The sequence below is a fragment of the Bacillus sp. B15-48 genome, assembly GCF_016879755.1.
GTDB lineage: Bacteria > Bacillota > Bacilli > Bacillales > Cytobacillaceae > Mesobacillus_B.
This window is the reverse complement of the sequence record NZ_WOFU01000001.1, coordinates 1,096,842-1,109,218: the sequence shown is the minus strand read 5'-3', so window position 1 is coordinate 1,109,218 and position 12,377 is coordinate 1,096,842. Positions and strand designations below refer to the sequence as shown.

Here is a 12,377-nt window from a genome sequence, read left to right as displayed (position 1 = left end):
TGTAACGGAAGGAGGGACAAAAAATGAAATGTTTTTATTCGAATGATTTCTGACGATCCTTTTTTTGCTAAGACGGATTAATAGCGAAGATAAACAGAAAAAAACCCCTTCACGCATGGAAGGGGTAATAAATGCTTCACATTAAAGAACATTAAAATATCCAATTTTTCCGTAGGAAATATAACTTAAATATCCAACTAATAAAAATCGGGAAAATATAAATCACTGATTCTATTGATTTTAGTATGACTTGTATGCTAATATATCAGTGTGCTGAAAGCGGTTTCAGAAACCACTTACATGATTAATAGCATCTGAAATCTTTTCGGGAAAACATATTAGGAGGGTCAACATGAAAAAATTATTGGGATTAATTTTAATCGTACTTGTCGCTGGGTTATTTATTGCTGGATGCGGCAATAACGAGTCTTCAGATAATGGGGGTTCAGAAGGTTCAGAAGGAACAGACGATAAAGTTTATACATTTAAAATGTCAACACAGCAAGCAGAAACAGCACCAATTGTTGAAGGATTTTATGAGTTAGCTGATAGATTAGCAGAAAAGTCTGATGGACGATTAATTATGGAAGTATATCCAAGTGCACAACTTGGTTCTGATGACGATGTAATCGAGCAAGCGGAGCAAGGCGTGAACGTTGCGGTTCTTACAGACGGAAGTCGTATGGGGCTATATGTAGAAGACATGGGTGTAATCGGAGCGACTTATTTCGCGGATGACTATGAGGATGTATTAAAAATCACTGAAAGTGACACGTTTAAAGGTTGGGAACAGGAGTTATCTGAAGACTTCGGAATCCGTGTTCTTTCTTTCAACTGGTATGATGGACCAAGACATTTCCTAACAAATGAGCCAATTGAAAAACCTGAAGACTTAAAAGGGTTAAGAATTAGAACTCCTGGTTCTCCAGTTTGGACAGAATCCGTTAAAGCTTTAGGAGCAACTCCAGTTGCAATGCCTTGGGGTGAAGTATATACAGCCATTCAGCAAGGTGCAGTTGATGGTGCTGAAGCACAACATACGTCAACATACCCATCAAGAATTTACGAAGTTGTTAAATATTTAAATAAGACAAGCCATTTCCAATTAATTAACGGAATTATTGTTGGTGAAAAATGGTTTAATACACTACCAGAAGATTTGCAAACGCTTTTACTAGAAGAAACTAGAGCAGTTGCTGAAGATAATGCTAGACACATCGCTAGCTTACAGGCAGAGTACGAAGAAAAATTAGCTGCTGAAGGCATGGAAATTGTTGAAGTAGATGTAGAAGCATTCAAAGCAGCAGCTGAAGAAGCATACGAAAAATTAGGGTTAACTGAATTAAGAGAGCAAATCCAAGCTGAAATCGGTAAATAATCCGTCATAAAGAGGAGAAAGTCATGAAAACACTTTATGGGTATTTTTGTAAATTAGAAGAGTCGTTAGTCAAAATATTTTTAGTTGCGATCGCTTTTCTAGTCTTTATTTCAGCCGTGTTTCGAACATTTAAATACCCATTAAACTGGGCAACCGATGTATCTTTACTATTGTTTGCCTGGATCATATTTCTAGGTGCCGATATGGCACTTAGAAATACTGATTTAGTTAGGGTAGACATGGTTATAAGTAAGTTTTCAGAAAAGGTCCAGCTTGCAATTAATGTGGTCTGGAACTTATTGATCATTTCATTTCTAGTTTTCTTGATTTGGCACGGAATCCCCCTTGCAATTGAAAGTACGAACCGGCTATTTCAAACGTTGGGAATTAGTTATTCTTGGGCAACAATCAGTGTTCCAGTTGGGGCGACCCTAATGATAATTACAACATGCATCAAAACAACTCAACTCTTTATAAAAGAGAAAGGGTAGGGGGATATTATGTTACTAGTCCTATTTGTATTTTTATTCTTTCTAATCTTTGGAATGCCAGTTGCATTTGCAATCGGGGTATCAGGTTTAGTTTATTTCTTAGCATCACCTGAAATTCCTATTTCAATTGCCGTACAAAGAATTTTAACGACGTCGCAATCATTTACGATGCTTGCTATTCCACTGTTTATTTTTGCAGGGCATCTAATGAATAGTACGGGAATTACGAAAAGGCTAATTAAATTAGCTGATACGCTTACAGGTCATATGTATGGAAGCATCGCTCAGGTCAGTGTTGTTTTAAGTACAATGATGGGTGGAGTTTCTGGTTCTGCCGTAGCGGATGCGGCGATGCAATCGAGGATTTTAGGACCGCAAATGGTAGCCAAAGGATATAATCGTGGATACGGTGCAGCAGTAAACGGGATTTCTTCATTAATTACCGCGACAGTTCCACCAAGTATGGGGTTAATCATTTACGGATCTGTTGGTGAAGTTTCAATCGGTCGTTTATTTGCAGCCGGACTTGTTCCAGGACTTTTGATGATGATTGTTATGATGTCAACCGTTTCATATACTAGTAGAAGAAATAATTATTTACCTGCTAGAGATCATTTCCCTAGCTTAAAAGAAGTGTTAATCGCGTTTAAAGATGGAATTTGGGCATTGATGTTCCCAGTTATCTTGATTGTCGGAATTCGTTTCGGAATCTTTACTCCATCTGAGTCTGGTGCCTTCGCAGTTATGTATGCGATTTTCATCGGCGCGGTTGTTTTTAAAGATTTAAGTTGGAAGAAGTTTTGGGATACAGTGACAGAAAGTGCCAAAGATATTGGCGCAATTATGTTGATTGTTTCCGTATCAGGACTATTTGGTTATGGGATTGTATACGATGGAGTTGCGCGTAATCTTTCTACTCTAGTAACAGGCATTACTGAGAATCCATATGTCTTATTCGCAATCATTATCCTTGTATTAATGATGGCTGGTATGTTTGTTGAGACGACTGTAGTCGCATTATTATTAACACCAATTTTCGTTCCTATTATTACAGCTGCAGGAATCGATCCAGTTCACTTCGGGATCGTAATGATGACAGTGACAACTTTCGGAATCATGACACCGCCAATGGGTGTTTCACTATATACCGTTTCACAAATAATGGGAACATCACCGCAAGAGACGATGAAGCAAGCCGTACCATTTTATCTTGCTGTCATAATGGTTGTAGTTATCTTGGTTGCTTTCCCACAACTCGTATTATTTGTTCCTAATATGATATTTGGCTAATAATCTATTTACTAAATTTAGAGGAAAGTCGTTTTTAGGTGATTGCTTTCTTCATAAAAGTCAATCATTGTTCGAATAAAGCTCACCTAAAAAGTGAGCTTTATTTAGTGAAAAATAAATGATTGCTGAGCTAGATTTTACTCATTGTTGAACAAATGGGAACCTAACAGGGAGAAAAAGCACATACATCTTCCCATACATGCAGTTAAAGTCTTGTGGCAAATCAAAGTGAGGGTAAACATGAGAAATATAGTAGAGGGAAAAGGTAGTCAGACGAGAAGGGAGTATGTTTACGCTTATTTATTTAAAAATATTATTGATTTGACTCTTCCTCCTGGCAGTGGGTTATCAGAAAAAGAGATAGGAACAATTTTAAATGTAAGTCGAACACCAGTAAGAGAAGCGATGATTCAATTGGTCAAAGACAATCTTGTTGAAATTGTTCCTCAAGTTGGCACATATGTGTCGTTGATCGATCCAGATATTGTTGAGGAATCAAGATTAATGAGGGAAATATTAGAATTAGCGATCGGCAAATTGGCGGCCGAAAAGATGGATACCAGGTCGATTTTGGCGCTTGAACAAAATCTCCATTTACAAAGATTAGCGATTAGTGAAGGAAATCATTGGGATTTTTTAACTTATGATGATGAATTTCATGCAATTATTTTCCGTAGCCTCAACATGCAACGGACTTGGGAGGTCATTGATCACTTAAGCGGACAATATAAACGGGTAAGAATGATGAGGCTTTTGACGACTGAACCTGCAAGTTGGGAAATGATTGCCATTGAGCATGAGAATTTATTTGTTGCTTTACGAGAAAAAGATGTCGACCAAGTAGAAAAACGAATGAAAGAACATTTAACGAAAGGCATCTATCATCTGGATGAGTTCAAGTTTGAACATCCGGATTATTTTAAAAAATAGGTTTGTTTGAACATCGAGTACTTAAAATATATGCGTTTATTCTGCTTTTAAAGGATACGTGAAGTACGGAGGAAACATTATGAATATGACATTCCGTTGGTATGGACGCGGCAATGATACCGTCAAGCTAGAACATGTGAAACAAATCCCTGGGGTAAAAGGGATTGTTTGGGCGTTACATGATAAACCTGTAGGTGAGCGATGGACAGAAGCAGAGATTAAGGCAGAGGTTGATTATATTCAATCTTTCGGTTTTCATGCTGAAGTCGTCGAAAGTGTAAATATTCACGAGGCGATTAAGCTAGGAAACGAAGACCGTGATCTTTATATTGAAAATTACAAACAAACAATTCGTCATTTAGGGAAGTATGGAGTGAAAGTGATATGCTACAACTTTATGCCTATTTTTGATTGGACAAGATCCGATTTGTTTAAAGAGTTGCCAGATGGGTCAACCGCTTTATTTTATGAAAAGGATATTGTTGAGGGGCGGGATCCACAAGAATTAATCGAAATCTTCTCATCCTACAAAGAGATGACATTGCCTGGATGGGAACCGGAAAAAATTGCAAAGATAAAAGAGTTGTTTCAAGCTTATGAAGGAATGACGGAAGAACAGTTATGGGAAAATCTCGCTTATTTTTTAAAGGCGATTTTGCCGGTTGCTGAACAATCTGGAATTAAAATGGCGATTCATCCGGATGACCCGCCATGGTCGATTTTTGGTTTGCCACGGATTATGACAGGGAGAAGTAGCCTGAAAAAATTATTATCGATTTCAGATTCTCCTTCAAATGGGATTACATTCTGCACAGGGTCGCTGGGTTCGAATCGTAATAACGATGTAGTGGCACTTGCGGAAGAATTTGCGAAATCGTCGCCATTTGCTCATGTGCGCAATATAAGAATCTTTGAAAATGGTGACTTTATTGAAACATCCCATTTAACGGAAGATGGTTCGCTTAATATTAGCGGTGTAATGAAAGTATTATCGGGAAATGAATATCAAGGCTATCTTCGTCCGGATCATGGGCGCCATATTTGGGGTGAAAAGTGCCGCCCTGGATACGGTTTATATGACCGCGCACTTGGAATTATGCATTTACTAGGTTTATGGGACGCTTATCAATCATTAAAAGGAGGAAAATAAATGTTTCCAATCCATGATAACTTAAAAGGAAAAACAGCGGTGATTACTGGTGGGAGCGGTGTGCTTTGTTCGGAAATGGCACGAGAGCTAGGCCGACAAGGAGTGAGTGTCGCCATTTTAAACCGTACTGCGGAAAAAGGCGTATCGATCGCGGAAGAAATTAATGGTGCCGGTGGCAAGGCGATTGCTGTTGCGGCCGACGTACTTGATCGCAGCTCCCTCGAAAAAGCAAAAGAAACCGTGTTAGAAGCGTTTGGTCATATCGATATTTTAATTAATGGCGCTGGCGGAAATCACCCAGATGCGATTACTGCTGTTGAAACGTATAATGAGGGCCCTTCTGAAAAATCATTTTTTGATATGGATGAAACAGGTTTTTCACAAGTATTTGCGACAAACTTTACTGGGACGTTTTTAACGAGTCAAGTCTTTGGTGATGAACTTTTAAAACAGGAACATCCAGTCATCATTAATATTTCATCGATGAGCTCTTATTCACCGATGACAAAGGTACCGGCTTATAGTGCAGCGAAAGCAGCGATTAATAATTTCACGATGTGGATGTCTGTTCATTTTGCGGAAACGGGATTACGCGTCAATGCGATTGCACCAGGCTTTTTCCTAACAACGCAAAATCGTGATCTTCTTTTAAATAAAGATGGCGGTTTGACTTCTCGTTCACAAAAAATCCTTGCCGCTACACCGATGAAACGCTTTGGTGATGCAAAGGATTTATTAGGGGCTTTATTATGGTTAGTTGACGAAGAATATTCAGGCTTTGTTACCGGCGTTACCGTCCCTGTTGACGGTGGTTTTATGGCTTATTCAGGAGTGTAATCAAAGATAATATTTTAGGAGGAATCGATCATTGGAAAGTACAACAGATTTTAATGGAACAAAGCCAATAAAACTATCATCGACTCGGGCATGGCGGACGTATACTGGCGGGAAATTATTAGAGGAGTTGTATGGCGATTCTTCTGCAAAAGATAGTCATTTTCCGGAAGAATGGATTATGTCGATTGTTTCGGCAAGAAATAGTGGTCGTGAACATATTAAAGATGAAGGATTAAGCAAAGTAGCTGCTCCTAACCTTGACATTGCATTAAAGGATCTCGTTGAAGGGAACCCGAAAACATTTTTAGGAGAAAAACATGTTGACAAGTTTGGCGAAGAGACAGGTGTTTTAGTTAAGCTAATCGATTCGTCTGAACGTTTAACGGTGCAAGTTCATCCTGACCGTGCGACGGCACAGCAATTATTTAACTCGAATTATGGCAAAACAGAGGCGTGGCATATATTAGGTGGCAGGGAAATTGACGGTGAGCCTCCTTACGTTTATTTAGGCTTTAAACCAGGTTTCACGAGAGAGCAATGGGAACATCTATTTGAAGTTCAAGACATTGCCGGAATGCTTAATTGTTTGCATAAATATTCGGTCAAGCCTGGCGATACGTTTTTAATTGAAGGGGGAGTGCCTCATGCAATTGGTTCTGGCTGCTTTTTAGTTGAAATTCAAGAACCGACGGATTTGACGATTCGCATTGAGAAAACATCCCCTTCTGGGTTGAAAATTGATGATTTTATGTGTCACCAAGGGCTCGGGTTTGAAAAGATGTTTGATTGCTTTAGCTATGAGACGTATACGAGAGAAGAGACGTTAGCAACTTGGAAAATTGAACCTTTTAGTATTGGAGTTTCAGAAGTTGAAATAATTGGGTATCAACATACTCCTTATTTTAGTATGAGTATGATGGAAATTCAGCATGAACAAGAAATAATTGGAGATGGAGTATTCTCTGGGTTATTTATTCTTTCAGGAACTGGGACGATGACGACGGAGGGCGAACAGCAGGACGTAAAAACAGGTGAACAATTTTTTATTCCAGCGGCCGTGTCGCGGTTTATGCTGAAAAACAACGGCGAAGACAAGTTAAAAGTGCTCAGATTATTTGGGCCTGAAATTTAGAAGGAACGAGGAAAGACCGCGATGTCGCGGTCTTTTTTGGCTTGTAATCGTACTCGATGGATGAAAAGTAGTTTGGTTTTACCCGGAACGTTCATAAATGGGTTTTGAACGAGGGTTTTAATACGAGTACTTGGATTAAGCGCAAATTCGGCCTAGTTTTAATACGAGTGGCTTGCAAAAAGGATGGCTGCTTTCGGACAGATTCGCTCCTTTGACTTGTAAATCTGTCTGAAGGGCTGGGAATAAGCGCAAATTCGGCCTAGTTTTAATACGAGTACTCGGATTAAAAAACTCGTTACCAGCATTATCCCTCAAAAATCAGCTCGTTAAGAAGGGGGTTTCCCATAAATGTCCATTTATAAATAAAAACCTTTCACTTTATTACGAGTACTTTGATTAAAAAACTCGCCACGCTTTTCCCTCCGAATGGACATTGCATAATGGACGCATTGGTGTGAATGTAAATCATGTGTGTTTCTCATAATATGTTCTCATCATGTTCATAATAAGCTGAGATGATTGGGGGGACTGACATGGAAAATAATCACTGGAAAAATGCTGTCTTTTTAGTGTCAGCCATCATTATTGGCATTTTAGTTCTATTAGGAGCTTTTATACCGGAAGGGTTTGCATTTGTGGCAGGGCGGCTGTTTAATTTTACGACCGTTAATTTTGGCTGGTTTTATCTATTATCTGTGTTTGTTCTCATTGTTTTTCTCGTCGTGCTCGCAATTAGTAAATATGGTGCGATTCGATTAGGTGGAGAAAATGAGCGCCCACAGTTTCGTTTTTTTACTTGGATCGGCATGCTCTTCTCTGCTGGTTTTGGTGCTGGTTTAGTTTTCTGGGGGGTGGCAGAACCAATGAGTCACTTCTTCATGCCGCCATTTTCACACACGGAAGGGCAAACGGTCGAGGCTGCCAGGCTTGCGATGGGCTATTCTTTTTTTCACTGGGGAATTAGCCAATGGTCCGTTTTTGCGATTGTCGGTCTCGTCATCGCATTTTTGCAGTTTCGTAAACAAAAGGATGGTCTCATCTCAACCGCTTTGGAACCGATTGTGGGCGGAAAACCTGTTGTGAAGAAGACGATTGATTCACTCGCCGTCATTGCGACCATAATGGGGATTGCTACTTCAATCGGACTTGGTGTTTTGCAAATGAATGGTGGGTTAAATTTTGTATTTGGCATCAATCATTCTGTTGGCATCCAAATGCTGATTATTCTTGTGATTTTTATTGCTTATATGATCAGCTCCTCAACTGGACTTGAAAAGGGAATTAAGTTTTTAAGTAATTTAAATCTAGCTCTTGCGATTGTACTCCTTCTATTTGTTTTCATTACGGGACCAACTGTGTTCATTTTAGAGTCCTTTACATTAGGCTTAGGGGACTATTTAACACATTTCATCCAATATAGTTTAAGAATGCAGCCTTACCGGGGCGGAACATGGGTGCGTGACTGGACAATCTTCTATTGGGCATGGGCAATCGCTTGGTCTCCGTTCGTTGGCGGATTTGTCGCCAGAGTGTCGCGAGGGAGAACGATTCGTGAATTCATTGCGGGTGTAATGATCGTGCCGCCCCTCATTGCTTGTATTTGGATAGCAGCCTTCGGTGGGACAGGATTATGGAATGATTTAAACAATGGAACGAACATCGCTGAAGCCGTGAATGCCGATTTAACGACGGCGCTGTTTGAAACATATGCCCATTTACCACTCCAAACGATTCTATCGGTATTATCCATTTTGTTGATTTTTACGTTTTTAGTGACTTCAGCTGATTCTGCGACGTTTATTTTAGCAAGTATGACGATGTTCGGAAGTTTAAATCCACCACAATATGCAAAAATAATCTGGGGAGTGCTAATGTCAGCGATTGCAGCTGTGTTATTATATGCTGGCGGACTTGAGGCGTTGCAGACGGCCTCATTAATTGCTGCTTTACCTTTTACGATTATCCTTTTGCTGCTAATGTTTGCGATTGCTAAACTGCTAACGAAGGAGCCATTGCCCATTCGAAAAGCAGATTTAAGGCGATTTCGTCGCCTTGAAGAGGCAGCGAAAAATCAAAAACAGAAAAAGGAAAAATAAGTTTTTCTACCGAGTATTTGCGCTTGTACTCGGTGTTTTTTATAAGTAAAACATTTGGTAGATTTTTGTCGATTTGGAGGATTCGGGAGCAATCGGTGGGATTTCGGAAGAAAAACAAGCTGAGCGCCACTGACCTTAGTTGAGCCGTGATTATTTCAGTTAACCATTAAATACGCGCTTTGACGCTATTTTTTTTTAGCGTTATGATTAATTATGTTAAAACATTGAATTAAAGGAGGATTTAAATAAATTAGATGATTAAGACAACTGAATCAGACAGGAAAACTTCTTATCGCTTTCGCCAACCGAGTAAAGAAGATGGTGCGAAAATGTGGGAACTAATCAAATACACAGAGACAATGGATTTAAATTCAGCCTACTCATACCTCATGCTAAGCCACTATTTTTCCGATACATGTGTAATCGCAGAAGATGAAAATCAAATCATCGGCTTTGTGTCCGCGTTCCGTCCACCTCAAGCGGATGATACCATTTTTGTTTGGCAAGTTGCCGTAAATGATAAATATAGAGGTGAAGGAATAGGGAAGAAGCTTTTAAATGAGTTGTTAAACCGGGAATCCTGTAAAAAGGTTCGTTTCTTAGAAGCAACTGTATCTCCATCAAACATTGCATCCCAGTCCCTCTTTAAAGGTTTAGCAAGAACATTAGAATGTCCTTGCGAAGTTTCAGATTGTTTCCCTGAACATTTATTCCCGGAACCCGGACATGAAGCTGAGCAAACCTATCGAATCGGACCGTTTTAAAACAAACATTTGATAGGTTATACGTTCGTCAATAGAGATTTTGTATGAGCTAATGATTGAAAATTCAGAAAGGTTGTGTAAGGATGGCAGCGATAAAAGTTTTAGATCCACAACTTCAGGTGTTTGAAAAATTAGAATCAGAGGTTCGTAGTTATATTCGCAGTTTCCCGACTACTTTTGTAAAAGCACAAGGGTCAAAAATGTGGGATAAGAGCGGAAAAGAGTATATTGATTTCTTTGCGGGCGCTGGAGCGTTAAATTACGGTCATAATCATCCGCAAATGAAGGAAAAGTTAATTGAATATATTACTGAAGATAACATCACCCATAGCCTCGATATGGGAACGATGGCAAAGGCTGATTTCCTGGTAGCTTTTAATGAAAAAATCTTAAAACCACGTAATTTAGATTATAAAGTGATGTTCCCAGGACCGACTGGAACAAATACGGTTGAAAGTGCCCTAAAACTGGCTCGTAAAGTAACTGGACGTGAATTAGTAATTAGCTTTACGAATGGTTTCCATGGGATGACGCTCGGGGCCTTATCGATTACTGGAAACTCGTTTAAACGACATGGAGCAGGTGTATCGTTGCATAATAGTGTTGCAATGCCATTTGACCACTACTTAGGCGATGATGTTGATACGGTTGATTATTTAGAGCGCTTTCTTGAAGATAATGGCAGCGGTGTTGCACTTCCGGCAGCCATCATCCTTGAGACCGTCCAAGGAGAAGGCGGCTTGAATGTTGCTAACAATAAATGGTTAAAGCGAGTAGAGGAAGTTTGCCGTAGATGGGATATTCTTTTAATTATTGATGATGTTCAAGCTGGCTGCGGACGGACAGGGACTTTCTTTAGCTTCGAACCATCGGGAATTAAACCAGATATCGTTTGTTTGTCGAAGTCAATTAGTGGTTATGGAACACCAATGGCGTTAACCTTAATAAAACCTGAATATGATATTTTTGGACCGGGTGAACATAACGGGACTTTCCGTGGCCATAATCTTGCCTTTATCACAGCAACAGAAGCTTTATCTTTCTGGGAAAATGATGAATTTTCCAAGGAAATTGAAGAAAAAGGGCTGTATATCGATGAGTTTTTAACAAGATTAGCGACTCAATATTCTGGGTTAGAAGGCGAAGTACGCGGCAAAGGCCTATTTAGAGGAATTGCTTGCGGAGTAGATGGAATAGCTGAAAAAATTTGCGCGGAAGCATTTAAAAGAGGGCTTGTGATGGAAACGTCAGGGCCGAATAGCGAAGTATTTAAAATCATGCCGGCATTAACGATTGATCGTGAAACGTTGAAAAAAGGTTTTGATATCATCGAGGAAAGTGTCAAAGCTTGTCTTAACAACTAAAGGAGGAATCACAAGTGATTGTAAAAAATTTAGAAGAAGTCCTAGAAACAGAAGACCATGTAAAAAGTGATAATTGGGAAAGCAGAAGAATTATTTTGAAGAAAGATGGAATGGGCTTTTCCGTTCACGATACAATTATTTATGAAGGAACAGAATCAACATTCTGGTATAAATATCATCAAGAGGCTGTTTATTGCGTCGAAGGAGAAGGGGAAATTGAAGATTTAACAACAGGAAAAATCCACCCAATTAAACCTGGAACTTTATATGCCCTCGTTGGTCATGAAAAGCATATCCTCCGCGCAACAAAGGGAGATATGAGAATGGTTTGTGTGTTCAACCCTCCGTGTACAGGTCAGGAAACACATGATGAAGAAGGCGCATATGCACCTCCGGCAGAGGAAACAAACGTCTAAGCCATTTGAATGGAAACGGTCGATATGAAAGCCCCTAGTTTGGGGCTTTTTTCTATGAGAAAAGATAATAAATGATTAACAAGCCTAATAGGCAAAAGAACAGACTAAAGCTTTGAAATTTAATCAGCGGATATAGATGCGTAGCAACTTTCTCCGACGGCAGCGGCTTTTCTCGCCATTCCTCAAGATAATCTTCCCGTTTAATCACAACATGATGGAAGCGCCTGAATCCAAAGGTCACACCATCAAAAAACCCACCTTTTGTCGTGTACATGACTAAAAATAACATCACATAAATAAAACTAATATAAAACAACGAGTTGATATAGTGTAAGAGTGTATATTCAGATGCAAAAAGTAGAAAGAGCACCGTAACGCCGACGATATTTATAAGCAGAAAAGTCCATTTATTTTTAAGCATAGCCTCCACCTTTACTATTATTAGAGGAAAGTAATCCAGTTTAGTAAATGTAATGTCTTTGCAAATTATACTATTTTAACGACGCTATGTGCAGTGATTGTAATGGAT

12 protein-coding genes are annotated in these 12,377 nt (G+C 39.3%); 11 read left to right on the top strand and 1 reads right to left on the bottom strand.

What is annotated here, in order from left to right; all coding sequences use genetic code 11:
• Positions 1 to 352 precede the first annotated feature (352 nt).
• The 11 genes from GNT69_RS05055 (at position 353) to GNT69_RS05005 (ending at position 11,848) form a co-directional block, all read left to right on the top strand.
• Positions 353 to 1,378: a C4-dicarboxylate TRAP transporter substrate-binding protein gene (locus tag GNT69_RS05055; protein ID WP_203553836.1), complete on the top strand. Its 1,026-nt coding sequence runs from the start codon at positions 353 to 355 to the stop codon at positions 1,376 to 1,378.
• Positions 1,379 to 1,401: 23 nt separating this feature from the next.
• Positions 1,402 to 1,869: a TRAP transporter small permease gene (locus GNT69_RS05050; protein WP_203553835.1), complete on the top strand. Its 468-nt coding sequence runs from the start codon at positions 1,402 to 1,404 to the stop codon at positions 1,867 to 1,869.
• Positions 1,870 to 1,878: 9 nt separating this feature from the next.
• Positions 1,879 to 3,159, top strand: a complete 1,281-nt coding sequence (locus GNT69_RS05045; protein WP_203553834.1) for a TRAP transporter large permease — start codon at positions 1,879 to 1,881, stop codon at positions 3,157 to 3,159.
• A 240-nt stretch (positions 3,160 to 3,399) separates the two neighbouring features.
• Complete coding sequence (locus tag GNT69_RS05040; RefSeq protein ID WP_203553833.1) at positions 3,400 to 4,089, top strand: GntR family transcriptional regulator; 690 nt, start codon at positions 3,400 to 3,402, stop codon at positions 4,087 to 4,089.
• Between the two features lie 79 nt (positions 4,090 to 4,168).
• Positions 4,169 to 5,239, top strand: a complete 1,071-nt coding sequence (gene uxuA, locus GNT69_RS05035) for a mannonate dehydratase (RefSeq protein ID WP_203553832.1) — start codon at positions 4,169 to 4,171, stop codon at positions 5,237 to 5,239.
• On the top strand, positions 5,240 to 6,076 hold the full coding sequence (locus tag GNT69_RS05030) for an SDR family oxidoreductase (RefSeq protein ID WP_203553831.1): 837 nt from the start codon (positions 5,240 to 5,242) through the stop codon (positions 6,074 to 6,076).
• Positions 6,077 to 6,107: 31 nt separating this feature from the next.
• Positions 6,108 to 7,208 carry a type I phosphomannose isomerase catalytic subunit gene (locus tag GNT69_RS05025; protein WP_203553830.1) on the top strand — a complete coding sequence of 367 codons (1,101 nt, stop codon included), beginning with the start codon at positions 6,108 to 6,110 and terminating at the stop codon, positions 7,206 to 7,208.
• 533 nt (positions 7,209 to 7,741) lie between these two features.
• Positions 7,742 to 9,304: a BCCT family transporter gene (locus GNT69_RS05020; protein WP_203553829.1), complete on the top strand. Its 1,563-nt coding sequence runs from the start codon at positions 7,742 to 7,744 to the stop codon at positions 9,302 to 9,304.
• Between the two features lie 254 nt (positions 9,305 to 9,558).
• Positions 9,559 to 10,068, top strand: a complete 510-nt coding sequence (gene ectA, locus GNT69_RS05015) for a diaminobutyrate acetyltransferase (RefSeq protein WP_203553828.1) — start codon at positions 9,559 to 9,561, stop codon at positions 10,066 to 10,068.
• Positions 10,069 to 10,151: 83 nt separating this feature from the next.
• A complete protein-coding gene (ectB, locus tag GNT69_RS05010) occupies positions 10,152 to 11,432 on the top strand; it encodes a diaminobutyrate--2-oxoglutarate transaminase (protein ID WP_203553827.1) in 1,281 nt (426 codons plus the stop codon).
• Between the two features lie 14 nt (positions 11,433 to 11,446).
• Entirely contained in the window at positions 11,447 to 11,848 is a 402-nt protein-coding gene (locus GNT69_RS05005) for an ectoine synthase (RefSeq protein WP_203553826.1), read from the top strand.
• 52 nt (positions 11,849 to 11,900) lie between these two features.
• Here GNT69_RS05005 and GNT69_RS05000 read toward each other — a convergent pair whose 3' ends face one another.
• Positions 11,901 to 12,269, bottom strand: a complete 369-nt coding sequence (locus tag GNT69_RS05000; protein ID WP_203553825.1) for a DUF3899 domain-containing protein — start codon at positions 12,267 to 12,269, stop codon at positions 11,901 to 11,903.
• Between the last annotated feature and the right edge of the window lie 108 nt (positions 12,270 to 12,377).

Excerpts from the sequence above, each read along its gene's own strand:
- GNT69_RS05055 (WP_203553836.1), top strand. The coding sequence starts at position 353 with ATGAAAAAATTATTGGGATTAATTTTAATCGTACTTGTCGCTGGGTTA.
- GNT69_RS05050 (WP_203553835.1), top strand. The coding sequence starts at position 1,402 with ATGAAAACACTTTATGGGTATTTTTGTAAATTAGAAGAGTCGTTAGTC.
- GNT69_RS05045 (WP_203553834.1), top strand. The coding sequence starts at position 1,879 with ATGTTACTAGTCCTATTTGTATTTTTATTCTTTCTAATCTTTGGAATG.
- GNT69_RS05040 (WP_203553833.1), top strand. The coding sequence starts at position 3,400 with ATGAGAAATATAGTAGAGGGAAAAGGTAGTCAGACGAGAAGGGAGTAT.
- uxuA (WP_203553832.1), top strand. The coding sequence starts at position 4,169 with ATGAATATGACATTCCGTTGGTATGGACGCGGCAATGATACCGTCAAG.
- GNT69_RS05030 (WP_203553831.1), top strand. The coding sequence starts at position 5,240 with ATGTTTCCAATCCATGATAACTTAAAAGGAAAAACAGCGGTGATTACT.
- GNT69_RS05020 (WP_203553829.1), top strand. The coding sequence starts at position 7,742 with ATGGAAAATAATCACTGGAAAAATGCTGTCTTTTTAGTGTCAGCCATC.
- ectA (WP_203553828.1), top strand. The coding sequence starts at position 9,559 with ATGATTAAGACAACTGAATCAGACAGGAAAACTTCTTATCGCTTTCGC.
- ectB (WP_203553827.1), top strand. The coding sequence starts at position 10,152 with ATGGCAGCGATAAAAGTTTTAGATCCACAACTTCAGGTGTTTGAAAAA.
- GNT69_RS05000 (WP_203553825.1), bottom strand. The coding sequence starts at position 12,269 with ATGCTTAAAAATAAATGGACTTTTCTGCTTATAAATATCGTCGGCGTT.